25 protein-coding genes and 1 tRNA gene are annotated in these 24,932 nt (G+C 63.9%); 16 read left to right on the forward strand and 10 right to left on the reverse strand.

The genetic code is table 11. The features are described 5' to 3' along the window. Positions 1–26: 26 nt before the first annotated feature. From N7367_RS07860 to N7367_RS07885, 6 genes are all read right to left on the reverse strand, one after another. Positions 27–2,216 (reverse strand): YjbH domain-containing protein, encoded by a 2,190-nt coding sequence (locus N7367_RS07860; protein ID WP_279942121.1) that lies wholly within the window; start codon positions 2,214–2,216, stop codon positions 27–29. After that, a complete protein-coding gene (locus N7367_RS07865; protein WP_279942122.1) occupies positions 2,216–2,968 on the reverse strand; it encodes a capsule biosynthesis GfcC family protein in 753 nt (250 codons plus the stop codon). Before N7367_RS07865 ends, N7367_RS07860 begins: the two co-directional genes overlap by 1 nt. A 5-nt stretch (positions 2,969–2,973) precedes the next feature. Beyond that, positions 2,974–3,600, reverse strand: coding sequence for a YjbF family lipoprotein (locus N7367_RS07870; RefSeq protein ID WP_262101312.1), 627 nt, complete (start codon positions 3,598–3,600; stop codon positions 2,974–2,976). 64 nt (positions 3,601–3,664) lie between these two features. Further along, the gene (locus N7367_RS07875) at positions 3,665–4,765 is read right to left on the reverse strand and encodes a polysaccharide biosynthesis/export family protein (RefSeq protein WP_180875995.1); all 1,101 of its coding nucleotides are present in this window, start codon (positions 4,763–4,765) and stop codon (positions 3,665–3,667) included. An 83-nt stretch (positions 4,766–4,848) separates the two neighbouring features. Then, positions 4,849–5,181, reverse strand: a complete 333-nt coding sequence (locus tag N7367_RS07880) for a hypothetical protein (RefSeq protein ID WP_053516758.1) — start codon at positions 5,179–5,181, stop codon at positions 4,849–4,851. Positions 5,182–5,258: 77 nt separating this feature from the next. Beyond that, positions 5,259–5,939 carry a phosphatase PAP2 family protein gene (locus tag N7367_RS07885; protein WP_279942124.1) on the reverse strand — a complete coding sequence of 227 codons (681 nt, stop codon included), beginning with the start codon at positions 5,937–5,939 and terminating at the stop codon, positions 5,259–5,261. A 35-nt stretch (positions 5,940–5,974) separates the two neighbouring features. On the opposite strand from N7367_RS07885, the gene N7367_RS07890 reads away from it, so the two are divergent. Both N7367_RS07890 and N7367_RS07895 read left to right on the forward strand, forming a co-directional pair. Beyond that, a tRNA-Arg gene (locus N7367_RS07890) sits at positions 5,975–6,051 on the forward strand. Between the two features lie 122 nt (positions 6,052–6,173). Continuing rightward, positions 6,174–7,055 (forward strand): toll/interleukin-1 receptor domain-containing protein, encoded by an 882-nt coding sequence (locus N7367_RS07895; protein WP_279942125.1) that lies wholly within the window; start codon positions 6,174–6,176, stop codon positions 7,053–7,055. A gap of 38 nt (positions 7,056–7,093) precedes the next feature. Here the strand turns inward: N7367_RS07895 and N7367_RS07900 are convergent, their stop codons facing one another. After that, entirely contained in the window at positions 7,094–7,312 is a 219-nt protein-coding gene (locus N7367_RS07900; protein WP_279942126.1) for a tyrosine-type recombinase/integrase, read from the reverse strand. Between the two features lie 419 nt (positions 7,313–7,731). Here N7367_RS07900 and N7367_RS07905 point away from each other — a divergent pair, with 419 nt between their 5' ends. The 6 genes from N7367_RS07905 (at position 7,732) to N7367_RS07930 (ending at position 13,073) form a co-directional block, all read left to right on the forward strand. Beyond that, positions 7,732–8,115 (forward strand): Ref family recombination enhancement nuclease, encoded by a 384-nt coding sequence (locus N7367_RS07905; protein ID WP_279942127.1) that lies wholly within the window; start codon positions 7,732–7,734, stop codon positions 8,113–8,115. 195 nt (positions 8,116–8,310) lie between these two features. After that, positions 8,311–8,739, forward strand: coding sequence for a hypothetical protein (locus N7367_RS07910; protein WP_279942129.1), 429 nt, complete (start codon positions 8,311–8,313; stop codon positions 8,737–8,739). A gap of 1,764 nt (positions 8,740–10,503) precedes the next feature. Continuing rightward, the gene (locus N7367_RS07915; RefSeq protein ID WP_279942131.1) at positions 10,504–11,415 is read left to right on the forward strand and encodes a hypothetical protein; all 912 of its coding nucleotides are present in this window, start codon (positions 10,504–10,506) and stop codon (positions 11,413–11,415) included. Between the two features lie 17 nt (positions 11,416–11,432). Continuing rightward, the gene (locus N7367_RS07920) at positions 11,433–11,903 is read left to right on the forward strand and encodes a hypothetical protein (RefSeq protein ID WP_279942132.1); all 471 of its coding nucleotides are present in this window, start codon (positions 11,433–11,435) and stop codon (positions 11,901–11,903) included. Between the two features lie 720 nt (positions 11,904–12,623). Next, positions 12,624–12,806, forward strand: a complete 183-nt coding sequence (locus N7367_RS07925; RefSeq protein ID WP_053516755.1) for a hypothetical protein — start codon at positions 12,624–12,626, stop codon at positions 12,804–12,806. A 132-nt stretch (positions 12,807–12,938) separates the two neighbouring features. Then, on the forward strand, positions 12,939–13,073 hold the full coding sequence (locus N7367_RS07930) for a hypothetical protein (protein WP_258012811.1): 135 nt from the start codon (positions 12,939–12,941) through the stop codon (positions 13,071–13,073). Between the two features lie 15 nt (positions 13,074–13,088). On the opposite strand, the gene N7367_RS07935 is transcribed toward N7367_RS07930, so the two are convergent. Both N7367_RS07935 and N7367_RS07940 read right to left on the reverse strand, forming a co-directional pair. Next, positions 13,089–13,448, reverse strand: coding sequence for a response regulator (locus tag N7367_RS07935; RefSeq protein WP_053516753.1), 360 nt, complete (start codon positions 13,446–13,448; stop codon positions 13,089–13,091). Further along, positions 13,445–14,599, reverse strand: a complete 1,155-nt coding sequence (locus tag N7367_RS07940) for a PAS domain-containing sensor histidine kinase (RefSeq protein WP_279942133.1) — start codon at positions 14,597–14,599, stop codon at positions 13,445–13,447. The genes N7367_RS07935 and N7367_RS07940 overlap by 4 nt, the downstream gene beginning before the upstream one ends. Positions 14,600–14,751: 152 nt before the next feature. On the opposite strand from N7367_RS07940, the gene N7367_RS07945 reads away from it, so the two are divergent. The 6 genes from N7367_RS07945 (at position 14,752) to N7367_RS07970 (ending at position 22,027) form a co-directional block, all read left to right on the forward strand. Then, positions 14,752–17,853, forward strand: coding sequence for a response regulator (locus tag N7367_RS07945; RefSeq protein WP_279942134.1), 3,102 nt, complete (start codon positions 14,752–14,754; stop codon positions 17,851–17,853). Then, positions 17,850–18,674, forward strand: coding sequence for a CheR family methyltransferase (locus tag N7367_RS07950; protein WP_065175572.1), 825 nt, complete (start codon positions 17,850–17,852; stop codon positions 18,672–18,674). Before N7367_RS07945 ends, N7367_RS07950 begins: the two co-directional genes overlap by 4 nt. Further along, positions 18,674–19,249, forward strand: a complete 576-nt coding sequence (locus N7367_RS07955) for a chemotaxis protein CheB (RefSeq protein WP_053516743.1) — start codon at positions 18,674–18,676, stop codon at positions 19,247–19,249. Before N7367_RS07950 ends, N7367_RS07955 begins: the two co-directional genes overlap by 1 nt. Beyond that, positions 19,246–20,373 carry a hybrid sensor histidine kinase/response regulator gene (locus tag N7367_RS07960; RefSeq protein WP_053516742.1) on the forward strand — a complete coding sequence of 376 codons (1,128 nt, stop codon included), beginning with the start codon at positions 19,246–19,248 and terminating at the stop codon, positions 20,371–20,373. Before N7367_RS07955 ends, N7367_RS07960 begins: the two co-directional genes overlap by 4 nt. An 89-nt stretch (positions 20,374–20,462) precedes the next feature. Next, the gene (locus N7367_RS07965) at positions 20,463–20,891 is read left to right on the forward strand and encodes a BLUF domain-containing protein (RefSeq protein WP_279942135.1); all 429 of its coding nucleotides are present in this window, start codon (positions 20,463–20,465) and stop codon (positions 20,889–20,891) included. Between the two features lie 83 nt (positions 20,892–20,974). Next, a complete protein-coding gene (locus N7367_RS07970; protein WP_053516740.1) occupies positions 20,975–22,027 on the forward strand; it encodes a linear amide C-N hydrolase in 1,053 nt (350 codons plus the stop codon). On the opposite strand, the gene N7367_RS07975 is transcribed toward N7367_RS07970, so the two are convergent. Next, complete coding sequence (locus tag N7367_RS07975; protein WP_279942136.1) at positions 22,024–22,797, reverse strand: DUF6491 family protein; 774 nt, start codon at positions 22,795–22,797, stop codon at positions 22,024–22,026. The two genes, N7367_RS07970 and N7367_RS07975, sit on opposite strands and share 4 nt — an antisense overlap. Before the next feature lie 80 nt (positions 22,798–22,877). Here N7367_RS07975 and N7367_RS07980 point away from each other — a divergent pair, with 80 nt between their 5' ends. Then, positions 22,878–23,573, forward strand: coding sequence for an AraC family transcriptional regulator (locus tag N7367_RS07980; RefSeq protein WP_053516737.1), 696 nt, complete (start codon positions 22,878–22,880; stop codon positions 23,571–23,573). A 126-nt stretch (positions 23,574–23,699) separates the two neighbouring features. Continuing rightward, complete coding sequence (locus N7367_RS07985; protein WP_164152311.1) at positions 23,700–24,650, forward strand: DMT family transporter; 951 nt, start codon at positions 23,700–23,702, stop codon at positions 24,648–24,650. The last annotated feature ends 282 nt before the right edge of the window (positions 24,651–24,932 follow it).

Raw genomic sequence — 24,932 nt, forward strand, 5'->3', positions numbered from 1 at the left:
TCTTCACCGGGCGAACGTGCAGCAGGTCAATCGTCGATCGAGCGGATGTTGTCGTAGAAAAATCGCTCGTCGCGATCGCCGGTGATGTTGTACAGCGAATATTTGCGGCTGAGCATCGCGCCACCGTCGCGGATCAGGGGATTCCAGTTGAACGCGGCTCGTCCGCGTGTCGACCGTGGCAGGAATCCGTCCAGCGGGACGCTTATGTAGATTCCCTTGTCGAAGCTGCCTTCGCCGAAATCGCGTGCGGAAACGTTGGTCTTCGTTGCATAGGCACCCATCGTGACGCCATTGTCGAAGACGCGGGCGACGTCCAGGGTTGCGCCCCTGTCCCCGGCCAGATACTGGCCGACGGACAGCGAGCCGACGATGCGCTCGCGGGCGTCGAAACTGTAGTAGAAGGTGGCGTGCCCGGTCGTGACCTTGTAGTCGCGCAGATCCCAGCGCTGATCGAAGTCGCGTTGCTGCACGCGATTCAGGTTCGCGCTGACGGCCCATCGCTCACCGCCGGGACGATACAGCAGTTCACCGCCTACGCCGGCATACATCCACTCCAGATAACCCGCGTACGCGATGCCATAGAGATCGCGGCCCAGGCGCCCAGCCACATTGAACTGCAGATTTGGCAACACCACGTCCGAGTCCACCATGTACCTGCGCAGATCGGTGCGCACGCGCGGGAGTCGACTTGGGGCGTTGTACTTGAACTTGTCGTAATTGTTGATCAGGTTGGCGCTGACGGTTCCTGTAAGCCACATGTTGGGGCGTACGAACAGGCTTCCGGAATAATTGGCGGCAATCTGGTAAAGGATGAAACCATCCGGGCCACCGAGATTCTGTCGGTAGCCGATGTTGAAGCCGCCGCCATAGGGGCGTGTCCTGGGCTCATACAAACTCTGGCGAGTGACGTCGTCGGGAGACTGCACCTCGGTGCTGCGACGTAGCACGTCTTCGCTGACCCGACCATCCAGATAGCCCACGAGGGCACTGCGGGAGACGGACGTGTCCACGATGGGCATTCCCAGTCGCGTTGTCCGCAGCGTGAACCACTCGTACTCATCGCCCGTCGCATTGGCCAGGATGCGGCCGGCGCGGCCCAGGCCCTTGGCGTTGTGGAGGTATCGGTTCTGGTAGCCGTCCACGTAGAGCTCATCGCCGCGACGGGAGATGCGCTCGACCCGGAAGCCTGCATTCCGGGTGAGGTCGGCGCTGATGGCAGCCCAGTCCGGGCCGCCTTCTGCTGTCGTGGCGCCGGCGTCGGGCGCTGCGGTCGCCGCAACCGCGGCTGCCTGCGGGTCGCGAGGCACGATCCGTTGCGGCGGGGGATCGAAAGGCTTGGGCGCAGACACTGCATGGCCGGGATTGCCGCGCCAGGTCAGCGAGAACATCGCCGCGTCACCGCGTTCCCACGCGGCGGTGAGTTCCACGTTGCGGTTGGGGACGTAGACCAGCCCCACGTTGATGGGGGTGCGCTGTTCCAGATTGTTCCCGCGCGGCTCACGGCGGTAGTCGTTACCGTCGTACTCGACCTTGACCAGCAGCGAATCCAGCGGCGTCTGATAGGTGATGCCGCCAAAGACGCCGACCGGCCCCTTGAACATGTTGTCCAGACCAAAGCGACCGGCGTCGTTGATGTTGCTGCCCGCGATGGGGCGTCGATTCTTGAATCGATCGTCGATCGCTCCCAGCGGATTGGCGAAATCGCCGCGGTTGCCGATGTAGCCGGTCGCAAGGCCGATGGAGGCGTCGATGGGCCCCAGATTCTTGCTGGCAACCAGATATTCGCTGGAGAAGAAGCCGGTACCACCGAGGTCGCGTACACCGAAGGCAAGCTCCGGCAGCCATCGTGACTCCTGCCAGAGCCGCAGCTTGAAGTCGATCGATTTGTCCTTGTAGTTCTGGTCTCCCGCGATGTTCGGACCATAGCGGATGTTGGACACGTTGATGTAGCGGAACGTGCTCTCAAGCCAGGGGAACGGTTGCAGCGTGAGGTTGTAGCGGCTGTACGGGGAATTGTGCGAGGCCGTGAAGCTGAGGTCGCCGTCGGGCGCCATGCGTGCCGTCGGTGTCTGCAGGAGGCCGATGCCGCCCCATTCGTTGGCGGTCGGCGGAGGGGCTTCCTGGGCCTGCAACGCGGCACTCAGTGACAAGGCGAGCGCGGTCAGCGCAAAGCGGGCTGGGCGCGGCACGCGTGCACGCTGGGGAATGTCGGTCATTACGGGCTGACAGGCTGGGTGGCGATGAAGGTGGCAACGTCGTTGTTGAATGCCGGGTCGATGGATTTCAGCACCGATTCGCGCAGCGGAACATAGATCGAACCGCCAGGGGCGACCGCCTGGGGATCTGCGCGGTTCCAGAGCGCAATGCCCTGCTTCTGAACCCGGCCATCGGGTTGCACGATATAGAGCGAGTCGGGATCGGCGGCCGCGTTGGGTGGGCAGTCACGCAGATAGTCCCGCGCATCGCGCTGCGGGGAGTGGTGGACAGTACAGCTGGTTCGGACCGCGCCGAGGACCGTGACGTGATCAGGTCGGGCGGGAATGCGGAGGACGTCGTCGGCCATGAGCACCGGATTGCTCTGCGGCTGCACCTGCATCAGGCGTGGCGAGATCACCGTCGGTACACGTCCGGTTGCAGCGTGCGCCTGCACCCATTGCTGGAGGGCCGCCGCGGTTTCGACGACGGCCGGATCCGCGTTGAGCTGAAGCTGCGTCAGGCCATGCAGGATTCCGGCACGCAGTCGGACCTGTTCAACGAGCGCCTGGCGGCGAAGATAGCTGCTGCCGAGCAGATAGGCGTCGGCGGCAGGCTGGGCCTGGACAACCGCATCGGCCAGTCGCCGCTCCGGCTGGATGGCCTGGTCACCGGGATGGGCGACCGCACCCTCGACGCGCACGGTAGACGGTGCCTGCGCCAAGCACAGTGACGGTAGTGCCGACAGAATCAGGCAGAGAATTCGAGTGTTCATGCCTGTCATCCCTTCGGGGCACGGTAGGGCTTGAGCTGGGTGAGTTCCACGACGTACCCGGGGGCAAGATGCTGCCGGCTCTTCCAGATGAATCCGGTCGCCGGGTCCGCCCAGTAGATGTTCTGCGCTTCCATTCCGCCGCCCTGGAGATGCTCGACGAATCGCTGCAGGGTGCGGGTGCGGCCGAGAATCCTGACCTCCTCGGTGGCGCCGGGTGTCAGCGTGCCGGTGACGACAACGCCGAGCTGATACGACGACATCCAGTCGTATTGGCGTTGCACCTGTGCCGGTCCGCTTAACGACGTCAGGCGGTCGAAGGGGGACGCGCCGATGATCCGCGTCTGCAACTGACGTCCCAGCCCGCTTGAGCCCAGCAGCACGCCGTTGCCGTCCAGCTCGATCACGGCATGCGTGCCGGCGTACCACTGCTGCCGGCCACCATCAACGTAGCCAAGAACGGCCACCGCGGTCAGGTCCCGTGTCTCGACCAGCACCTGCGGGAAGCGATTTGCCGCCACGGTAGCGGGGCTGACCTCAACGGGCTTGTGCAGCAACAGGCGGAAGCTGTCCGCCGTTGCCCGGCTGCCGGTGGTGCAACCGGCAAGCACGAGGGCCACGGCGATCAACGCCATGCGCAATAGACGGCCTGAAGTGCGTCGGAATGAACGCACCGAGGCTGCTCCCGTGCGCGCCATGTCAGTTGTCCCTGACTTCGGTTCCGGTGCGCGCGGCCGTGTAGAGGATATTGGTGAAGGGCAGCAGCTGGTTGACGAAGCGGTTCCAGCGGCTCACACCTGCGGCGCCGACAAACACCACGTCCCCGGGCTGCAGCTTGAACTGGCTGCCAACGGCAAATGCTGTTGGTGAGCGTGCTTCCAGCTGATAGATCACCGAGGGCTCCTGCTGCAGATCGGTGCTGCCGCGGATGACGTACACCGCATTGCCATTGGCCGTCTGCTGCAGCAGCCCGCGTGCACGACCGAGCGCCTGGTTCAATGTGACGTCGCCAGTCCGGAAGCTGTACGCGCCTGGCAGGTTGACCTCGCCAACGACGAAGACCTCCTTGCGATCCAGATAGGGGATATAAATTGAATCGCCATCCTTCAGGAACAGCTGGCGCCCACCATGTTCCTTGGCCAGACTTTCAAGGTTGATGGTGTAGCTCACTCCGTCGCGGCTGAACTGGATGCCCGAGAGATCCGCCTGGGCTGCGTTCAGTCCGGCCTGGCTGATGGCATCGGTCAGGGTAAGCGGCGAGGTACCGAGTGGGACGGGCGAGGACCGCTCGGCCGCGCCGGTGACCCACACCCGCTGGCTGCCGTAGTTGAGGACCGACACATCCACCTGCGGCGATTCCACGTACTGCGCGAGGCGCCGGCTGATTTCCTCACGGATCTCAGACGGGGTCTTGCCCGCCGCCTTGACCTTCCCGATGTAGGGGTAGAACAGCGTGCCATCGCTCTGCACCAGACGACCGGCGAGCGCGCCCTGTTGTTGGGAGCCGGCGGGTACGGTGAGCTCAGGGTGATCCCAGACCGTCACGTAGAGGATGTCACCGATGCCGACCTGGTAAGGGGAGGGCTGGTAATCGAAAAGCTCGGCAGGAAGCGTCTGTTCGTTGCGAGCTGCATGCTCCTGGGCGATCAGCTTGGAGGTGATGGTGACGATTTCCAGTCGGCCATCGTCGCTGCTCTGCGAAGTGACATCACTTCGGCGCAGGTGCTGACCCGGCGCGAATGCGCAGCCGGAAACGGCCAGCACAGTGAGTGCAGTGGCGAGAATACGGAGAGGCTTCATGTTCATGTGGTGGGTTTCCGACAGGCATAAAAAACCCCCGCCGTGCATTGCCCGGCGAGGGCTTGCTCGAACAGCAGGGCGAATCAGCCGCCGGTGCCGCCGGTCCCGCCAGTGCCGCCCGTACCGCCGGTGCCTGGGCCGCCCGGACCCGGACCACCGGGTTCGCCGCCACCATTGTCGTCGCTGCCGCTGCTGCTGTCGCCACCGATGCTGTAAGCCACAGCTGCGGCTGCAATGCCAACTACAGTGGTGCCGAAAATGGCAGCGTTCGAATAGCCAGCGGCTTCAGCGCCGGCGGTCACTTCGGCAGCCGGGGTTTCGGCGTCAGTGGTTGCCTGCGCGTCCTGCGCGAAGGCCATCATCGGGGAGGCGGAGAATGCCGCCAGGGCCAGAACGGCGATCGTCTTCTTGAACATGGGAGAGGCACCTACTCCGTTAGGGAAAATTTCACCGCAATCTTGCGGCGGAAGGCCCGCAGTGTCAAGCGCCGGGTTCAGATCCCGAGGTCATGCCGCTCATGCGTGCTGCTTCGCCCCGACAGCAGCTTGGCGGCGTCCCTGATGAGATCGTGTGTCCGAAGATCCGAAATGGCCGCCGGAACCACCAGCCCCATCACGCAGGCCAGCAACAGCACCCGCACTTTCGGCCGCGAGGGGGCGACCGATGTCCCCAGCACCGCACAGCTTGCAGCCAGGCCCAGAGCCAGGCCGGAGATGACCTCCGATGTCGAATGCGCCTGAATAGGCAGTCGTGAATACGCGATTGCACCGGCCAGCAGAGAGCCAGCAGCGAACCAGCGGAGGTCCCTGCGTTCGCCAGTGCTCACCGTCAGCCATAGAGCCACCGGGTACACCACGCTGGACATGGCGGCGTGCCCGGAAATACCGGTGAAGTCCAGCCGTCGGATGCCGATCCCCCAACCCATGAATGCGAGCTTCGACGCCACTGTCAGCCCAGCGGTCACGGCGATGGCGACGGCCCAGCGTCGACTCAAGGACGATTCGCTTCGCGGCAATGCCAGCAGCAGCACCATGGCCATGGGCAGCAGCCAGCGGCTGTCGCCCAGGTTGGAGAGGAAAAGCCAGAACTCGGGCATCCAGGTGAGGCTGATGTGGGGGCGGCCACCAGCATACCCGCGGTCGATGGCGCGGCCATCGTCGGTGGCTTGGTCCATTCAGCTGGACGCGGTATGCTTTACCGCTTGCGCAAGGCCCCGTAGCTCAGCTGGATAGAGCGTCCCCCTCCTAAGGGGAAGGTCGCCCGTTCGAATCGGGCCGGGGTCACCATGAATCAATGACTTACCGTCATTTCAACGGTGCCAGGTTCCTTCTGAGTGGTATGTTTTTCTGCTGATTTGGCACATATGGCACAGTCGCCGCTCTAGCGCTATGAACTCAAGGAGGGGGATGTGGCAATACGGGTGTTCATCAGTCACACCGCAAAGGACGAAAAGCTCGCCGGGGCCGTTGTCGAGTTTTTACAGGGCAACTTGGTGTTGGCGGATGAAGAAGTTCGCTGTACGTCAGTTGCGGGTCACAAACTCCCGGTGGGAAGCGACTCATCCTCCACGCTACGCGATGACTTGGGCGACAGCGCTGTAATAATTGGCCTTATCACTAGTAATGCCCTCAGCTCAGGCTGGGTGCTATTTGAGCTCGGTGCCGCCTGGGGTTCAAAGAAGCACTTGAAGCCGTTGCTTACGGATGAGGTGAACTTCAGTGATTTGCCGGGCCCCTTGAGTGGGCAGCATGCAGCTAGGATTTCAAGCAAAGCAGATCTGAGTCAGCTGATAGAAGAGATTGCGGGCATCCTGCAAGCCAAACGCAGGGCGGCGGCAAAGACGGTAGCAGTGATGGATCAGATCATCGATGCCCATGCGCAACACATGCGTACCCCAGTTTCAGCCCCGTCAAAGGTGCGCGTAGCAACTCGGGCGAAAGAGCCAGAGTTCTCTGGCATCCCTTTTTCAGAACTCGTCAAGATGCTTGATGATGAAAAGGTCAAGATTCCCAAGGAAGTCTCGGGCGCTGATAAAGATACGGAGGTCTCTTTACTCACCCTCTATGTGGGCAATTCCCGATTCTTCATGGCAGGAATCCAAAGTAATAGTGAGCAGGGTTCTCCCACTGCATTTCTCTTCAATGAAGTGGGCTTGAGAGTTATGCCTTATGGTCTTCTGCAATTTGAAAAGCTGCCGGCGGCACAAGCTAGATGGTTCAAGCGTCTGGTGGTGAGCGCTGACGGCAACAAGTTCCTTGCCCATTACAGTCGCGTGACCGCTAAGTCCTAGTCGGCAAGGTACGGGCAATGGGATTTTTCTTGTGCAGCTCAGAATTTAAGCTTGGAAACAGCACCATCGTTGCCCTCAGGGGTTATGTGAGCGTAATACTTCTCCGTGGTTGCATAGTCGGCGTGGCCGGCGAGAACTTGGACTCGACGAAGGGGCACGCCAGCCATCACCATGTGTGCGCAGAACGTGTGCCGCAGCCGATGAAAGTGACCGCCGACGCCCGCGAGCTCTGAGTCCTTTTTAAACCAGTCCGACACGGTGTCCTTGTGTACCGCGACGATCGGGTCGGGCAGATGCCGCAATGCCCACGCGGCGCAGCATCAGCACGGGATTGGCGTCAGGGGCGCTCATGCAGCACCTGCCTGTGCGCGCGCTGCGCGGCGGGCCGCAGCATGGCGCCTGCTGCGCTCTTGTCCTGCCGCAGGACGGCATTGGCGGCGATGCTGGCGGCGGTGACGACCTGGTAGGGGAGGAGCCTCAGCGGCGCCCGGCGCGGGCGATGATGCCAGCGACTGCAGCGGCGCGCTGCTCGTTAGAGTGGTGGGCGAGGGCGGCGCTCATGCGGTGGCGCCATGCTGCGCTGCGCGCAGCCCGGCGTGCGGCTGGTGCGTGATCGTGAATCTGCACGTGCCGCCATGGCTCGCGCGGCAGTTGACCTCGGCTTCGGTGAGAGCTGATGTGGTCGAACGCGCCTCCCCCGACGAAGGAAGAGGGTACCCGGGAAGAGGGTGCCCGGATTGAGCTCGCCAAGACGGGCCCGTGCATGGCCTGTCTGTCGCTCCAGATGCAGCAGCTGCTGGAGCCGGAGCTCGTGATCTACGGCTGCGACTACAACCACGTTAAGAGCGGGAGCCGGTGGCGCGGTCACATGTTCGGCTACGCCCTCTGCAAGTGGCACAACATGCGGTATCTGATGGAGGGAAACACCTTCGCGACGATGCGCCAGATCTATGGCCCGAGCCTGCTGGATGGCTCGCCGACCTTCCATGAGACGTACGGCTCCGACGACGAGCTTATTGCAAACCAGACCTACATCGACGAACTTAGGGCGGTAGCGTGAAGAAGACGAAGGCCTTGGCGCCGACGATCAACCCCCAGCGTGCGCCGCGCGAGCGGCGGATAGATCACTACACGGTATCCCGACTGAAGAGGGTTGAGCCCGGCACGATCGGCAGGGGCCAGGCCGAGCCGGTGGAGCAGTTCGAGGTGCGCGGTGGGCGGGTGCAGCGCCTCACTGCCAAGTGGAATCAATCTCATGCAAATTGGCATTTTCGGGGCGTACGTGCGGGCCGAGCTGGAACACTGGGACAGGGCATTTGCATTGCACCGAGATTGCGACTATCTGGGTCATCAGTCCAAGAGCCTCCTGGCTTTGCTGATCGACTACAAGGGAGACATACCGGGAAAGGTACAGGGTTACAAACCACTCGAATCAGATTGCCGCCCCCAGATGATCGAGGATATCGTCACATGCATCAACCGCGATCATTTGGCGATGGCCTGCGCACTGCGCGCCTACTACTGCGGACAAGGTCGAAAGAAGGTGGAGCGTTTCGAGACTGCGATCTTACTGATGTTCAACTGTGGTCAGCGAGCCGTTTCCAACCGCCAGTATTTGTCCCTAGTAGAACTCGGATTTCAACGTGTTTCAGGCCGATTGGAAGGTGGCGCTCTAGCAGCTTAGAATCGCCTGCACATTAGGGGGATTCCCATGGCTGTAGATATCGCGGCACCAGCCAAATGGCTGGCAGACAAGCTGAAGTTGTATCCATTGAAGCAGCTCGCAGTAGCGGCTAGCGTTTGGTTGCCAATTGGAGTGGCACTTGAGTGGGGTATCGCGGCCTTAGGATGGGATCGCATAGTTGCTGAAGTTGCCTTCGGATATGGAGGGGTTGTCACGGCGACTGGATTGAGCCTCTTGTTCGGACTGGTGAGCACCTGGCTCTCTGTCAAGCTCATTCGGTCTTCTAGGCGTAAGGCCCGCCAAAGGCTACGGGAGGCAAGTGCCGAGGCAAAGCGGCAGGCGTCCCAAGATTTATTCCGTCGAAGGTCCGATTCCATAAGCCATCTAAGTCCTCAGGCGGTAGAGGTGCTGAAGTGGTGCGTGGAGAACAGGCGGTCTACCTATGAATTTCGAGACGGGTCTCCGGGGGAACGCGCATCGCGTGAGATCGCAGACTGCCGATGGGCGCACTATCACGAACCCCAGTATGGAGACTCTTGGATATCAATCATGGGGCCGCAGTTCAACTTTCTGTTGGAGAATCCAAGGTGCGTAGGTTCAACTGCATCTCCTATATCCACTGCAGACAACTTGGAGTTTGACGGTTGACAGGTGCGCGCCTCTGACCTAGATTAAAGCGCACGGTGACATAGAAGCCTCCGGATCGCTCCGGGGCTTTTTCATTCTGGGGCGCGTCGAGGCTGCTGTCACGGCGCAGAAGTTCTACGAGATTCAGTTCCACTGCACGAACGAGGCGCGCTCCGGCAAGGCCGTGCGACAGGTGTGCCACAAGGTCTCCGGTAAGGTCTCCGGTGGCGTCATTGAGACAATGGGCCTGATCGGCAACGAGCACGGCGCCGGCACGGTGGCGGTCGAGCTGTTGAGGGACGCCTCCAAAGCCACGGGCAACGACAAGTCCGCCTGCTTCTACTGGCAGCAGGAGAAGTGACCATGGAGGGGATGGAGGTGGTCAACCCTCCGTGCTGCATCGTCCCGTTCCGCCTACGCGCGAGCAGCAGCAACAGGCGCGGCGCCTCGCTGAGTCTGGTGCGTTGGATCTGACGCGTATCAAGGAAGCGCTTGAGCCGCGGAAGCCGCCAGCAGCGACCAAGCCCTGGGCGAGGGATCCTCAGAAGGCGCGGGTGAGGGCGGCGCTGCAGCGGCTGCGCAGCGAAGCCCGAGCAGACCGCTGATCGTTCGCCCACCATGGCACCGGGATCTACTTGCCCGGCGGTATGCCTGTCGCAGCCGCAGCGACTCGTGCTGGCCATGCTTGGGCTATGAAAGGAGAGTCCTTTGAGCAGGAAAGGCTGCAATCGGCGGCCGCCTGCCAGCTGCGCCTGGCCAGCGAACTGGAGCGTGATCGCTCCGGCAGCCGGAGGTCAAAGGCACGCCGACAACGCAGCGCAGCTCGCCTTCGTGCCTGTGCCAGCAGTCACCAACGCGCCGCTCACAAGGCGGCGGGTCTGGATCTCCCTGACAATCTGCCGTTCTAGCGTGCTGCCTTGCAACGCACCTTCGGTGAAGTGGCACCTCCGTCGATCAGTGGTCTTGATAGCAGCGATCGCGTCGCGCTTGTCGGCGTCTTACTCGTCCGTGTGTAGGGCTTGCCCTACCCAGCGCTGAGAGAATTCTGATTGACATGCAAGGTACATCTCTGCAATTTTGAACTCGTTAAGAATTCATCTCTCACTCGAAGTGAGGGCAAGATTGAGATTGCACGGAATGAAAACGAAACACGCGTTGGCCGCGGCCGTCACGCTTGGGGTAGCGGCCGTGTTGTCCTACCTCGTCGTAGGCCCAGTAGGGGATCAAGACAGCGTTGCAGCCCAAAGCGTCCGCAGTTCTGATTCGCAAAGATCGGGCTTCACTGGTTCCAAGCAGGTGCCCCTGGTGCTTCGGGGATCGATCGAAGATGCTAGGAGAAGGATTGATCCGACAGTCTTCCAACCACTAGGCGCGAAGGCGTATCAGATACTTCGTTTAGATGATGCGCGTCCACCTGGGGATGCTCTTGGGTACATTCGTGGTCTTATTCCTAGATCCAAGTCTGGCGACCCCCTCGCCACATTCAGCATCTATCTGGCCGTCTCCGATTGCCGCAACTACTTGAGCGGAGCCGCTGACCGCGGGCCTCCTGTCGGTGCGGTCGGAACCAGCGACCTCAAGAACCTTGAGAAAACCGAGCGCAAAATTTCCGAATGCGCAGCCCTGTCAACTGCCCGAGATATCACGGAAGAGCGGTGGCTTGAGACTGCGGCACGGCAAGGTTCTATGGAGGCGAAACTGTATTACTCAATCGACTCCAACTCCATCATTGGCGACGCCGCTGACCGAGTTAGTCACCCTGAAAAGGTGATCGAATGGAAGGAGCAATCCATCTCCTACCTGAAAGAGGTTGCAGGTACCGGAAACGTGGATGCCATTGCTCGACTTTCGAGCGCCTATGAAAACGGCATTATGGTCGATCAGAACCTGGAGCTTGCCTATGCCTACGCTCTCGCCGCAAACATGGTGAAGCCAGACTCATCTGGGCCCGCACTCATTAGTAATCTGGAAAGCAATCTCTCGGCAAGGCAGCGGGAGTCGGGAGTGTTGTTGTCGCGCCGCATCTACAAGTCCTGCTGTACTCTTTGAAATGGAGTTTTTGATAGATGAAAATCAGCAAGAAGAAATTCTTGGCGCTCTCTGCAGTTGCTACAGGCTTCGTGGTTGCGGGTTTGGCGGTTGCCGCTGACTGGGTTCCACCGAGGAATTGGGGGCCGTTCAAATGCGACAAATGTAAGGTGGCTCCTTACATGCCTGATACGTCAACGCTGGCGTTCCTCAAGGATTTCAAACTCACTATGTCGTTGAAGGGGGAAAGGCTATTTACCAACGACACTGTAACCGTGTGTGCAGGCTCGTTCTGCACAACTTACACGCTAACCGATTCCGGTGACTTCCTGGGTGGCGGCGCCAAAGACAACACTCCGCCGGGCGGTGGTGGTACCGGAGATGGCGGCAACAGTGGCGGCGGTCATGGCGGCGGTGGTGGTACCAACCTCGGCGGCTCCGGTGGTTGCGTCGGAAATTGCACCGGCGTCGTTACTGTAAAGCCACCGTTCCAGGAAAACCCGGTCTAAATTCTGAAAAATTCAAGGTGTTGCACAACTGCGGCCCGTCGGGCCGCAGTTGCACTGCTCCTTCCTGCATGACCTCGTGCCTGTGCCAGCAATCACCAACGCGCCGCTCACAGGGCTGGCCGTGCAAACCTGCAATTTTTTGGGGGAGGGGTAGTGTGAACCATCTCACCTACCGTCGTCCGAACCCTCCGCTCCACGAATTCTGAGGCAATAGCCACAGTTTTGGCACAGTCCGGTCCAAGGCCTTTGCTACGTATAGCCGAGTCGCCCCTCCTACAGGGGAAGGTTGCCGGTTCGAATCGGGCCGGGGTCACCATGAACAATGGGCCGCAGTTGATTCCGCAAGTGTCAGGGCAGCCGCGATCTGCCTGGCGCGGCTGATCCGCCGCCGCCCCCCATTCATCATCCTGACGAGGTTCCCTCGAGCGCCGAGCCTGAACATCCAGTCAGGTAAGCAAGCCGTTTTCACACAAGGCTAACTGCTCAGCGCCCAGTTTCACTGCAGCGTGACGGGTCGGCAGGGGGACTCGTGGCAGGCCTTGAGCCTGCCGTGCGCAGCGCTTCCCCCATGACCAGCAGGATCCGAATGAATCGCAATGCCGTGACGTCCGTTGGCGTCGGACCGGGCGCCGTCCCCCTGTGCTGCCGGGTGGGCCATGCCGTCTTCCCTGGACGCGCACGCCGCCCCGCCTTCCCGATCATCCCCCCGGCGGCCGGGTGATGGGGCGTTTCCAGTACGCCTTCCGCAAGGCGCGGGGCTGGCAGGCCTCCCTGGTCGCTGCCGCGTGGGCAGCGCTGCGCTATACCGTGAGCGGGGACACCGGCTACTTCCGCTCCCACGGCGGCTGGCGAAGATCGCGGATCAGCCGGAAACCGGGCGAGGCCGACTCTCTGGATGACTGAGTCCGCGGGTGATTCTTGCCGGAAACGCATAGCAGTCTGCGGGCTGCATGGGTTTGCCGGGCCTACAGTGGCCCCCAATGCCGGGAGGGGTACCCGGCCACCTGCACGCCTTCGGTCCAGACGGGAGTCGCCATGCACCTGCTGATCGCCCTTGGCAAAGTGGCCGCGGTGTTCGCCTGCGTGCTCGGAATTCTTGAAATCTGCAGCCGGGTTCACCGTCGGCGCAGGGGCCGCAGCAGGCGTGCGGACAGGGAAAAACTCCCCTGACGCACTTGGCGAGGCTCAGTCCTGCCTGAGCAGCTCCACCAGTTGCCGCAGCCGATAGGGTTTGGGCAGGAACTCGACCTGTTCGGGCAGGGGAGGCAGCTGCGAACGCGCATAGCCGGAGGAGAGGATCATGCGGGCGTGCGGCTGGTCGCGCGCGACGTGTTCGCTCAGTTCAATGCCGGACATGCCATTGGGCATGCTGACGTCGCTGAACACCACGTCGAAGCGGGTATCGCCGCGTAGCAGGGCCACTGCTTCATGACCGTCGGCCGTGGTCGCCACGTCGATGCCGAAATCGCGCAGGGCCAGCCCTATCATTTCGCGCAGGTCGGTCTGGTCCTCCACCATCAGCACGCGGATCGGATCATCGGTCATGGGGCGGGTTCCTCTAGTGCGGGTAACAGCAGGCTGACTGTGGTGCCGACGCCTGGCGTGGTGGAGACATCGACGAAGCCGCCGCTCTGGGTGGTGAATCCGAACACCTGGCTCAGGCCCAGTCCGCTGCCTTTGCCGATGTCCTTGGTGGTGAAGAAAGGCTCTGTCGCGCGTTCCGCCACATCGACGGGCATGCCACGCCCCTGGTCACGCACGCTCACCGTCACGTATCTGCGCTGCTGGCCAGCCTCTCCATCCGGATCAAGGCGATGCTCCAGTGCGGTGGCGATCAGCACGTGGCCGCCATCGGCCGTGGCTTCGACAGCGTTCGCGACCAGGTTCGCCAGGGCGGTCTGCAGCTGCAGCGCGTCGGTGCACACCGGCGGCAGATCGTGAGCCAGTTCCGTGCCCAGCAGTGTACCCGAGGCATGCGCGCGCCGCAGGCCCGGCAAAGACTCGACGATCAGTTCGTTGACGTCCACCGGTTCACGGATCAGGGTCTGCCCGGTGCTGAAGGCAAGCAACTGGCGGGTCAACAATGCGCCGCGGTCGGTCGCCGTCTGTGCAGTGGAAAGCAGTTCGTGGGCCCGCGGATCACTGCCCACGCGCAGCGCCAGCAGATCCAGTGCGTTGCCGATGGTGGTCAACAGATTATTGAATTCATGCGAGAGCCCACGACTCAGCCGGCCGACCGTCTCGAACTGCTGGGTCTGCCGGAGTGCACGCTGTGCGTCACGCAGCAGGCGCTGCGCCTGCCATTGTTCGGTGATGTCGCGGGTAATCTTGACGTAGCCGAGCAGTTCGCCGTTCTCCAGCACCGGCTCGATCACGATGCTGGCGCGGAACGAGGCGCGGTCGCGACGGACGCGCCAGCCTTCGGCGGAGCAATGACCCTGCTGCGCGGCCAGCCGGAGCAGCCGCTGCGGCTCGCCGGCGTCGCGGTCTGCTGGCAGATAGAAGCGTCCGAAGTGGGTCCCGATGACTTCGTCGGCTGCATACCCCTTGATGCGTTCGGCCCCGGGGTTCCAGCTGCAGACGATGCCCTCGGGATCGAGCAGATACAGCGCATGGTCCCGCACGCTGTCTATCAGCAGGCGCAGCTGTTGGGAAGTGTCCGTCAGAGCGGACCTCGTAGAAGCGGGTGCGTCCACGTGGAAATGAGCATTACCCCTGTGAGGGCCGGAAAGCTAGGCACTGCAGTGTGAAGGATGTGTGCAGGGATTGCCCGTGCCATTGGTCGTATGCGGCTGAATACGACACGGGGTACCATCACGCACTTCTTTGCCTTCTGGAATCGCCCCGTATGCGTCCCGGTGCAACCTCGCGCGACCGCTGGATATGGATGACTGCCGCCGCATTGCTGGCCGCAACCATCGCACTGGAACTTGTCGTGCCTCTGGGTTATGCGGTGTGGCTGGCCTACTTCCTGGCCGTTGGCGTGACGGTGTTCCAGCGGAGTGCACGCGCACCGTTCGTGGTCGCGGTGCTGGCCTGCGCGCTGCTGATGGTGGGCTATCACATTGCCCCGGCAAGCACGAATTCGGCGTTCTCGCTGGTGAACCGCACCATCGGCGGTGCGGCCTTCCTGATGATCGCGCTGATCGTGTCCCGCGCCATCCAGGCGCGCCGGCAGGCCATGCGCGCCCTGTGGCTGCAGGAGGCGGAGAACGCCGTGGCCATGAGCCTGCGGGGAGACCTGGGGCCGGAGCAGATCGCCGAGGCGGCGGCGACCAGCCTGGCCTCGCAGCTGCAGGCCGATGTCGGCGCCGTGTACCGGCTTGAGGGCGGCCGCCTGCAATTGACGGGCGGACTGGCGTTGCCGGCCGGCATGCCGGCGTCGCTGGCACTGCAGGAGGGGCTGGCCGGACAGGTCGCGCGCGACCTGCGCACCCGCCACCTGCAGGGCGATGAGGCCTCGGTACTTGAACTCCAGAGCAGCCTGGGGCGGGTTCCGGTGCGTGAGCGGATCCTTGCACCGATCACCAGTGACGGTGCCGTGGTCGGCATCGTCGAGCTGGGTCGATCCAGCGTCGGCGAACAGCGTGATCTGGACCGCGAACTGCTGGACCGCTGTGGCGACACCATCGGCATGGCCCTGCGGGCGTCGCTGCTGCGCGCGCAGCTGGTCGTGCTGCTGGAGGAGTCGCAGCGCCAGGGAGAGGAGCTGCAGGCCCAGCAGGAAGAACTGCGCGTGGCCAACGAGGAGCTGGAAGAGCAGAGCCGCAGCCTGCTGCAGTCGCAGACCCATCTGGAACAGCAGCAGGCCGAACTGGAGCAGAGCAACGTACAGCTTGAGGAGCGCACGCACGAGCTGGAGGCGCAGAAGCAGGCCCTGCTGGTTGCGCAGAGCCAGCTGGTGCGCAATAGCAACGAGCTGGCGGCGACGTCGCGCTACAAGTCCGAGTTCCTGGCCAACATGTCGCACGAGCTGCGTACGCCGCTGAACAGCTCGTTGATCCTGGCCAAGCTGCTGGCCGACAACAAGGACGGTACGCTCACCGAAGAGCAGGTGAAGTACGCACGGGCAATCCTGTCGTCGAACAACGATCTGCTGGCGCTGATCAATGACATTCTCGACCTGTCGCGCATCGAAGCCGGGCATGTCGAACTGAGCGATGAAGTGGTCGCGGTCGACAGCGCGCTGCAGCGGCTGCGCGAGACCTTCGATCCGATCGCGCGGCAGAAGGGCCTGGCCCTGGAGATCAGCGCCGATGCGCTGGCGCCGGGTCAGCTGGTGGTGGACAGCCAGCGCCTGCAGCAGATTCTGAAGAACCTTCTGGCCAATGCACTGAAGTTCACCGAGCACGGCAAGGTCAGCCTGCACGTGCGTCCCGGCGGCAGTGGCCGCATCCGCTTCGAGGTCTGTGATACGGGCATCGGCATCGCGCGCGAGCAGTTGCAGGTGATCTTCGAGGCTTTCCGCCAGGCTGATGGCAGCACCCGCCGGCGCTATGGCGGCACCGGGTTGGGCCTGTCGATCTCGCGCGACCTGGCTGCCCGCATGGGCGGCGAAATCCAGGTGGACAGCGAACCGGGGCGTGGCAGCTGTTTCGTGCTGGAGCTTCCACTGCAGGGCGCCCCCGTGTCCGCGCCGGAGCCGGGAGCGGAGCCCGCGCGCGTGGCGACTCCGGCAGCGCGTCCGGTGGTTGCACAGATGGCGCCGACTGCACCTGCGCCCCCGCCCGCAGCTGCCACACACGTTCCAGATGATCGTGGCCGGCGGCAGCGCATGGGACGCCTGATCCTGGCGGTGGAGGACGACGTGGCATTCGCCGAAGCGCTGGTGGTGCTGGCGCATGAACTGGACTTCGACTGCGTGGTTGCCGGCACGGCAGAGGAAGCGCTGGCGCTGGCTGCCGAACTACGGCCGAACGGCATCCTGCTCGACATCGGCCTGCCCGACGTGTCAGGTCTGAGCGTGCTGGAGCGTCTGAAGCGCAACCCGGACACGCGGCACATCCCCGTGCACGTGGTCTCGGCGATGGACCGCAGCCAGGTGGCCCGTGAGCTTGGCGCGATCGGCTATGCGATCAAGCCGACCACGCGCGAGCGGCTGGCGGCGGCCATCGAGCAGCTCGAGCAGACCAGCCAACGCGATGTCAGGCGCCTGCTGATCGTCGAGGATGACAGCGAGCTGAGGCGCAACCTGGAGCTGCTGCTGGGGCGTGATCAACTGCAGATCGTCGCCGTCGGTACACTGGCCGCAGCGCTGGAGCAGCTCAGCAGTGTCACGTTCGACTGCATGGTGATGGATCTTTCCCTGCCGGACGGCAGCGGTTACGACCTGCTTGAACACATGGCCGGCAATGATGACGTCGGCTTCCCGCCGGTGATCGTCTACACCGGACGTGCGCTCAGCCGCGAGGAAGAACAACGGCTGCGTCGTTATTCCAAGAGCATCATCATCAAGGGTGCGCGCTCTCCCGAGCGCCTGCTGGACGAGGTCACCCTGTTCCTGCACAGCGTGGAGGCGAGCCTGCCCACCGATCAGCAGCGCCTGCTGCGCGAGGCGCGCCGGCGCGACACCATCCTTGATGGGCGCACCGTACTGCTGGCCGAGGATGATGTGCGCAACATCTTCGCGCTGTCGAGCGTGCTCGAGCCGCTGGGTGTCAACCTCGAGATCGCGCGCAACGGCCAGGAGGCGGTCGATCGGCTGGCGCAGCGCGAGGTGGACCTGGTGCTGATGGACATCATGATGCCGGAGAAGGATGGTCTGACGGCGATGCGCGAGATCCGTGCGCAGCGCCACCTGCAGGATCTCCCGATCATCGCGTTGACCGCAAAGGCCATGCCCGATGACCGCGAGCGTTGCCTGCAGGCCGGCGCCAACGACTACATCGCCAAGCCGATCGATGTCGACAAGCTGGTTTCGTTGTGCCGGGTGTGGTGCTCGCGTCAATGAACGAGCAGGCCTTGTTCGACCTGGAGCTGAAGGTGCTGCTGGAGGCGATCTATCAGCGCTACCACTACGACTTCCGCAGCTACGCGGTGTCGTCGCTGCGACGGCGCATGCGTCAGGCCATGCAGCGCTACGAGTGCGAGAAGCTGTCGGACCTGCAGCATCGCCTGCTCCACGAGCCGGAGCTGTTCACTCAGGCGATGCAGTTCTTCACCGTGCAGGTCTCGGAAATGTTCCGGGACCCGGCATATTTCCGCACCCTGCGCGAGCAGGTGGTGCCGGTGCTGCGCACCTATCCTTCGGTGAAGCTGTGGGTGGCGGGCTGCAGCACGGGCGAGGAGGTGTGGTCGTTGGCGGTGCTGCTGCACGAAGAAGGGCTGCTGGAGCGCAGCATCGTCTATGCCACCGATATCAATCCCGGGGCCCTGGTGACCGCCGAGGCCGGCGCATACCCGATCGATCGCCTGGCCCAGTTCAGCCGCAATTATCTGGCGGCGGGGGGCAGGGCGTCGTTGTCGGACTACTATTCGACGGCGTATGACGGGGCCGTGTTCGACCGTCACCTGCGACGCAACATCATGTTCGCCGACCACAGCCTGGCGACGGACACGGTGTTCTCCGAGGTGCACCTGGTGTCGTGCCGGAATGTGCTGATCTATTTCAACCGGGACCTGCAGGACCGGGCCGTGGGGTTGTTCCGGGAAGCGCTCGTGCATCGTGGCTTCCTCGGCCTGGGCAGCAAGGAGTCGCTGCAGTTCGGTTGCCATCACGACGCGTTCGACGTGTGTTCGCGCGAACATCGGCTGTACCGGAAGGTCGCCTGATGAATGACGCCGGTCTGCCGGAGGTGATGGTGGTCGGTGCATCCGCTGGCGGGGTCGCTGCCCTGCAGGCCATCGTGCAGGCGCTGCCGGCGGGCCTGTCGGTGCCGGTGCTGGTGGTTCTGCATGTGCCCCGTGACCGCAACAGCCGCATCGTCGAGGTGCTGGCGCCGCATTGCGCGGTGCCGGTGCGCGAGGCGGAGGACAAGCAGCCGATAGAGCGCGGTACGGTGACGTTTGCGCCGCCGGACTATCACCTGCTGGTGGAAGACCGATCCTCGGTTGCCCTGTCGATCGATCCCCCTGTGCTGTATTCGCGTCCGGCCATCGACCCCCTGTTTGAATCGGCCGCGGCGGTGTTTGGTCCGCGCGTGCTGGCACTGCTGCTGACCGGCGCCAGCAGTGACGGCTCCGAAGGCGTGGCGGCAGTGCGCGAGGCGGGAGGTCGCGCCTGGCTGCAATGCCCCGAAGAGGCCGAAGCTTCGATGATGCCGGCCTCGGCCCTGCAGCATGCCGGCGCCGATGCGGTGCTGCCCCTTGAACTGATGTGTCGCCGCTTGAAGGAGTTGTTTTCATGAACCTGTTGCCACCGGACCCTGCGCAGGCCCAGGCCCCGGTCAACCTGTTGATCGTCGATGACGTTGCACAGAACCTGGTGGCGATGCAGGCACTGCTGCAGCGCGAGGGCGTCAACCTGCTGCTGGCCAGCTCCGGCGCCCAGGCGCTCGAACTGCTGCTCGAGCACGAGGTGGCGCTGGCGCTGCTGGATGTGCACATGCCCGAGATCGACGGCTTCACGCTGGCGGAACTGATGCGGGGCTCGCTGCGCAGCCGCGACGTGCCGATCATCTTCCTCACCGCGTCGCCGGATGATCCGGTGCGCGCGTTCAAGGGATACGAGACCGGCGCGGTGGATTTCCTGCACAAGCCGGTGGCGCCGCAGGTGATCCTCGGAAAGGTCAATGTGTTCATCGAGCTGTACCAGCAGCGGCAGCTGCTGAAGGTGCGCAACGAAGCCCTGGAGCGCGCGCTGAAGTTGAACGAGACCATGGCCGCGGTGCTTACCCACGACCTGCGGACGCCGCTGTCAGCCATCCTGCTCTGCGCGGACAAGCTCAGCCTGGAACTGCCTGCGGGCAATTCCGCTGCACAGCAGACATTGCAGCACCTGGAAGCAAGCACGCTGCGCATGGCACGGATGGTCGAGCAGCTGCTGGACTTCTCGCGCATCCGCAGCGGCGGCCTGCGATTGCAGACCACGACCTGCGACCTCGACGCCTTGGCCCGCGCGGTCATTGCGGAGGCGGGCAGTGCCCACGGACTCGAGCGGATCCGCTTCCAGGCGCAGGGCGATACCGTCCTGCAGGGCGACATGGACCGGTTGGGGCAGGTCGCATCGAACCTGATCGGCAACGCACTGACGCATGCCGGCGAAGCACATGTCCAACTGGACGGGCGTGACCCGCAGCGGGTGGTGCTGCGGGTCAGCAATGCCGGCCACATCGACGCGGCGCTGCTGCCGCGGCTGTTCGAGCCCTTCAAGGCCAGCTTCCACCAGAGCAAGGGCCTCGGCCTGGGGCTGTACATCGTCGATCAGTTCGTGCGCGCTCACGGCGGTCGATTGACCGCGCGCAACGACGCAGGGCAGGTTGTGCTGGAGGCGGCACTGCCACGGCGGTGCGGTGGACCGGACATGGCCTGAACCTGAATTCTTCAGCAAGCGGGGCGCAGCCTTATGACGGGCTCATCCGCAACTGCTACCGTGGCTGCACATCTTGCCAGGGAAGCGCTATGCCATTGCGAGCCATCGCCTACGTCAGCCAGGCGCTGCCGGATCTTTCCGCAGATCGCCTGAAGGCGCTGGTGGACGACGCCGCCCGTTTCAACAAGCTGGCTGGCGTGACCGGGGTGCTGCTGCATGATGGCGGGCGCTTCCTGCAGTACATCGAAGGGCCGCCGGATGGCATTGATTCGGTTTATGAGCGCATCCTGCAGGCCGGCAGCCATGTCGACATCGTCGAGCTGGCGCGCAGCAGGCTTGGCCAGCGCCAGTTTCCCTATTGGGCGATGCGTGTCCTGCAGGTGGAGGCGTCCATGCTGCATGGACTCACGGTGGGCGACTGGGCCGGATTCAGCCGTGCGCTGCAGGGCGACCGCGCGGCGCCGACGGCGGTGGACCTGCTCACCGACATCGTGCAGCCGGCGCTCCACGCCGGCTGAGTCGCGGCAGGGGCGCCGGGCTTCACCGCTGTCTCACCCTGCATGCGCTGAGATTGGATCTCCAGGGCATGGAGGGGGGCAGCATGGTACGGATGAAGCACACAGGGGCCGCGCTGCTGGTGGCGGCCCTGGCAGGCGCTGCAATGCCTGCCTTGGCCTGCACACGTGCGGTCTATCTGGGTGACAACGGCGATGTGATCACGGCGCGGTCGATGGACTGGAAGGTCGATGTGGCGACCAACCTGTACGTGTTGCCGCGCGGAATTGCACGGACCGGCGAGGCCGGGCCGAAGTCGTTGGCATGGACTGCACGGTACGGCAGCGTGGTGGCCACCGGCTACGACGTGTCGACCACCGATGGCATGAACGAGAAGGGGCTGGTCGCCAATCTGCTATGGCTGGTGGAATCGGAGTATCCGCAGCAGCGCGGCAGCAAGCCCGGCCTGGCCATTTCATTGTGGGCGCAGTACGTGCTGGATAATTTCGCGACGGTTGCAGAGGCCGTGGCGGCGCTGCAGCGTGAGCCGTACTCCATCGTCACCGACAAGGTGCCCGGCGAGGACCGGCAGGCGACCCTGCATCTCTCTCTGTCCGATGCCAGCGGCGACAGCGCGATCGTGGAATACATCGGTGGCCGTCAGGTCATCCATCATGATCGCCGCTACCAGGTGATGACGAATTCGCCCATCTTCGAGCATCAGCTTGCGCTCAACAGCTACTGGCAGCAGATCGGCGGTACGGTGATGCTGCCGGGCACCAACCGATCGGCCGACCGTTTTGCACGCGCGTCGTTCTACATCAATGCGATTCCCAAGGCGGAAGACCCCGTGGTGGCACTGGCCAGTGTATTCAGTGTGATCCGCAATGTCTCGGTGCCGTACGGAATCACCACGCCGGGCGAGCCCAACATCTCATCCACGCGCTGGCGCACCGTGGCCGACCACAAGCGACGCCTGTACTTCTTCGAGTCCGCGATGACGCCGAATACGTTCTGGGTGGACCTCAACAGGATCGACTTCGGTGGCAAGGTGCTCAAGCTGGACCTGGGCAAGGACCAGCGCAACACCTTCTCCGGCGATGCGCTGGAGCATTTCGTTCCCAGCGCACCGTTCACCTTCCTCGGCGTCGGGAGCTAGTTCGACGCCTGGGTCGCGGCCGGGTAGACCGCCTGGATCTGGCAGCTGCCGCGGGTGTACAGCGGCAGCGGCCCCAGGCCGCGCTCGTCGCCGGGCTCGAACTCGGCACTGAGGATGCGATCGCCGGGATTGCCGCAGATCAGGCCGTTCTGCAGCCCGGACTGGAAGCTGACCTGAGGCGCGCGGTCCAGCTGGCGGCAACTGCCGCCCAGTTCGACGCGGTAGTAGCGGTGGCCGCCATTGCGGCGTGGATTGGTCTCCACCAGCAGCCCCTGCTGATCGGAGGACCAGGCACGAACGTTGCGGGTTGCAAAACAGTAGGCGGGCGATCCGCCGAAGCTGCGGCGCTGCTCGCGCCGCTCGCTGATGGTCACCGCAGGCAGGGTCGCGGTGCTCAGGCGGTCACTGTCACGGGCGACAGTGGCGTAGTCGCGGTTCTGCACTGGACTGACCGCGCTGACCGCGCAGCTGTGCCCGTCCACGACAACGCGTTCGCTGGGGCGGCCGCAGGCCCAGCCTGCCGGCGCTTCCAGCTTCAGGGAGGTGGCCGCACGCACGTTCCGGCAGTCTTCGCTGAAGTCGATCCGATAGGCCTGGCCGGAAGCGGCACGGACGGCGATCGAGCGCGGCGAGGCCTGCTCCACCTCCTGCACGCCCACGGCGTCGAGGCAGTGCGGTGCCGGCGCCCGGCGTTCCTGCCCGCTGGCGGTGACGGAAAGGGACAGGCCGATGCTCGCGGCCAGAGCCAGGGAAACCTGTCGATATGCCATGACCTGCACTCCTTGCTGGATAGACGGCCCGACTATAGCAGTCAATTGCACCGCCGGTGTCAGGCGCGCAGACTTGCCGAATGGGCGCCATTTTCCACCTCCGGCACTATGGCCAGGCCACCGGCCTGGATCGCCACGACTACGCGCAATGGGTGCTGCCACTGCAGGGCGAGCTGCAGTTCGAGCTGGAAGGGCGGGGCGGCCGGCTGGACCTTCTGCAGGGCGCATTCGTGGCCGCCGGCGAGGCGCATGACCAGATGGCGGAGGGTCCGAACGGTTTCGTGATCGTTGATTGCGGTCCGGATGTTCTGGACGACGACACGCAGGAGCACCTGTGCAGGCAGCGGTGGCTGCATCTGCCGCTGGCCCTGCGCCAGGGGCTGGCCGAGGTGCGGCAGGGGCAGCCGCTGCCGTTGCTGCTGCCTGCATTGCTGAGGGTGTTTGCACCGGCAGGCAGTGGCGCGCGCATGCAGGGGCTGTGCACGGCGGTACAGGCCGACCCGGGGCAGCCCTGGCCGGTCGCGCGCATGGCGGCATTCGTCGGCGTCAGCGAAAGCCGGCTGCATGCGTTGTTCCAGCGCGAATTCGGCTTGAGTCCGCAGGCCTGGGTCAGTGCCTGCCGCCTGCGCTGGGCCAAGCACCAGCTGCGGACCAGTGCGCTGCCGATCAGCGAGATTGCGCTGGCCGCGGGGTATTCCGAACAGAGCGCATTGACCCGAGCGCTGCGCCGGGAGAGCGGCGTAACCCCTGCGGCCTGGCGGCGGGGCAGCCTCTGATCCATGGCGCTGCGGGAACGCCGCCGGGTGCGTCCGGCTCTGCCGGGACAGCAATAGCCTGGGTCAAGAGAGGTCGTCCGGTGGGCGGCTACACTGCGCGGCCTCTTCTCCCCCGAAGAATCCGCAATGCGCAACAATCCGATGGTCCTGGGCATCGCCAACGGCGTAGCCGCGGGCGCGCTGTGGGGCGTGGTGTTCCTGGCGCCTGCCGTGCTGCACACGTTCAACGCCCTGCAGCTGTCTGCCGGCCGTTATCTGGTCTATGGCCTCATCGCCGTGATCCTGCTGCTGCCGCGCTGGAGGCGGCTGGCGCCGAGGCTGGGGCGCGCAGAATGGTACGGCCTGCTGTGGCTGAGCCTGGCGGGCAACCTGGTGTACTTCCTGCTGCTGGCCACGGCCGTGCAGTGGGCCGGTGGCGCTGCGGCCTCGCTGATCGTCGGCCTGATTCCGGTCGTGGTGACCCTGGTGGGCGTGCGCGAGCAGGGGGCGGTTCCCCTGAAGCAGCTGTTGCCGGCTCTGGCGCTGTGCGTGCTTGGCGTGACCCTGGTGGGGTGGGAGGCGCTGATGTCCGAACACCTGGCGACGCCCTGGCGGCAGCGCCTGATCGGCCTGCTGTGTGCCTTCGGTGCACTGTTCTCGTGGGCGTTGTACTCGATCGGCAACAGCCGCTGGCTGGCGCGGCGCCCGGATCTGTCCAGCCATGACTGGTCGTTGCTGACGGGTGTCACCACCGGCGGGTTGTCCCTGCTGCTGGTACCGATGGCCTTCGCCGGGTCCGCCGACAGCCATACGGCCGCACAATGGGGCGCATTCTGGGCCATCAGCGCAGGTGTCGCGGTCGTGGCGTCGATCGTGGGCAACGCATTCTGGAACCGTGCCAGCCGTCTGCTGCCGCTGACCCTGACCGGGCAGATGATCGTGTTCGAAACCCTGTTCGCGCTGCTGTACGCATTTGCCTGGCAGCAGCGCTGGCCAACCGTGCTGGAGGCATTGGCGATCGTGTTCCTGGTGGCGGGAGTGATGCTGTGCGCGCACGCTCACCGCGCGCCACGCGCGATCGCCGAACATGCCGGCTGAATGGCCATCTCAGAGTCGACGATCGCTGCTTTGTCTCAGTTGCAACCAAATGACGGCACGTTGGCAGATGATCGGCGCAGGGAGTTTTTGCGCTGCAGCACTTGACAGCAGCGGGCTGAACAGTGTTTTCTGTCCGTCATGGTCCTTGATGCCGCCACCGTCAGTCTGATTGCACCCGCTACCGCGGGCCGTCCGACTGCACCGGCCGCCATCACCACCATTACCACCACCACCGTCACCACTGCCCTGGTGCGGCCCGTCGTCTTCGTGTAACTCCCGAAA

The sequence above is a fragment of the Stenotrophomonas sp. GD04145 genome, assembly GCF_029835135.1.
GTDB lineage: Bacteria > Pseudomonadota > Gammaproteobacteria > Xanthomonadales > Xanthomonadaceae > Stenotrophomonas > Stenotrophomonas maltophilia_P.

What these genes read in the sequence shown, in the direction of transcription:
- N7367_RS07860 (WP_279942121.1), bottom strand. Translation starts at nt 2,216, where the DNA reads ATGACCGACATTCCCCAGCGTGCACGCGTGCCGCGCCCAGCCCGCTTT.
- N7367_RS07865 (WP_279942122.1), bottom strand. Translation starts at nt 2,968, where the DNA reads ATGAACACTCGAATTCTCTGCCTGATTCTGTCGGCACTACCGTCACTG.
- N7367_RS07870 (WP_262101312.1), bottom strand. Translation starts at nt 3,600, where the DNA reads ATGGCGTTGATCGCCGTGGCCCTCGTGCTTGCCGGTTGCACCACCGGC.
- N7367_RS07875 (WP_180875995.1), bottom strand. Translation starts at nt 4,765, where the DNA reads ATGAAGCCTCTCCGTATTCTCGCCACTGCACTCACTGTGCTGGCCGTT.
- N7367_RS07880 (WP_053516758.1), bottom strand. Translation starts at nt 5,181, where the DNA reads ATGTTCAAGAAGACGATCGCCGTTCTGGCCCTGGCGGCATTCTCCGCC.
- N7367_RS07885 (WP_279942124.1), bottom strand. Translation starts at nt 5,939, where the DNA reads ATGGACCAAGCCACCGACGATGGCCGCGCCATCGACCGCGGGTATGCT.
- N7367_RS07905 (WP_279942127.1), top strand. Translation starts at nt 7,732, where the DNA reads ATGTGGTCGAACGCGCCTCCCCCGACGAAGGAAGAGGGTACCCGGGAA.
- N7367_RS07910 (WP_279942129.1), top strand. Translation starts at nt 8,311, where the DNA reads ATGCAAATTGGCATTTTCGGGGCGTACGTGCGGGCCGAGCTGGAACAC.
- N7367_RS07915 (WP_279942131.1), top strand. Translation starts at nt 10,504, where the DNA reads ATGAAAACGAAACACGCGTTGGCCGCGGCCGTCACGCTTGGGGTAGCG.
- N7367_RS07920 (WP_279942132.1), top strand. Translation starts at nt 11,433, where the DNA reads ATGAAAATCAGCAAGAAGAAATTCTTGGCGCTCTCTGCAGTTGCTACA.
- N7367_RS07925 (WP_053516755.1), top strand. Translation starts at nt 12,624, where the DNA reads ATGGGGCGTTTCCAGTACGCCTTCCGCAAGGCGCGGGGCTGGCAGGCC.
- N7367_RS07930 (WP_258012811.1), top strand. Translation starts at nt 12,939, where the DNA reads ATGCACCTGCTGATCGCCCTTGGCAAAGTGGCCGCGGTGTTCGCCTGC.
- N7367_RS07935 (WP_053516753.1), bottom strand. Translation starts at nt 13,448, where the DNA reads ATGACCGATGATCCGATCCGCGTGCTGATGGTGGAGGACCAGACCGAC.
- N7367_RS07945 (WP_279942134.1), top strand. Translation starts at nt 14,752, where the DNA reads ATGCGTCCCGGTGCAACCTCGCGCGACCGCTGGATATGGATGACTGCC.
- N7367_RS07950 (WP_065175572.1), top strand. Translation starts at nt 17,850, where the DNA reads ATGAACGAGCAGGCCTTGTTCGACCTGGAGCTGAAGGTGCTGCTGGAG.
- N7367_RS07955 (WP_053516743.1), top strand. Translation starts at nt 18,674, where the DNA reads ATGAATGACGCCGGTCTGCCGGAGGTGATGGTGGTCGGTGCATCCGCT.
- N7367_RS07960 (WP_053516742.1), top strand. Translation starts at nt 19,246, where the DNA reads ATGAACCTGTTGCCACCGGACCCTGCGCAGGCCCAGGCCCCGGTCAAC.
- N7367_RS07965 (WP_279942135.1), top strand. Translation starts at nt 20,463, where the DNA reads ATGCCATTGCGAGCCATCGCCTACGTCAGCCAGGCGCTGCCGGATCTT.
- N7367_RS07970 (WP_053516740.1), top strand. Translation starts at nt 20,975, where the DNA reads ATGGTACGGATGAAGCACACAGGGGCCGCGCTGCTGGTGGCGGCCCTG.
- N7367_RS07975 (WP_279942136.1), bottom strand. Translation starts at nt 22,797, where the DNA reads ATGGCATATCGACAGGTTTCCCTGGCTCTGGCCGCGAGCATCGGCCTG.
- N7367_RS07980 (WP_053516737.1), top strand. Translation starts at nt 22,878, where the DNA reads ATGGGCGCCATTTTCCACCTCCGGCACTATGGCCAGGCCACCGGCCTG.
- N7367_RS07985 (WP_164152311.1), top strand. Translation starts at nt 23,700, where the DNA reads ATGCGCAACAATCCGATGGTCCTGGGCATCGCCAACGGCGTAGCCGCG.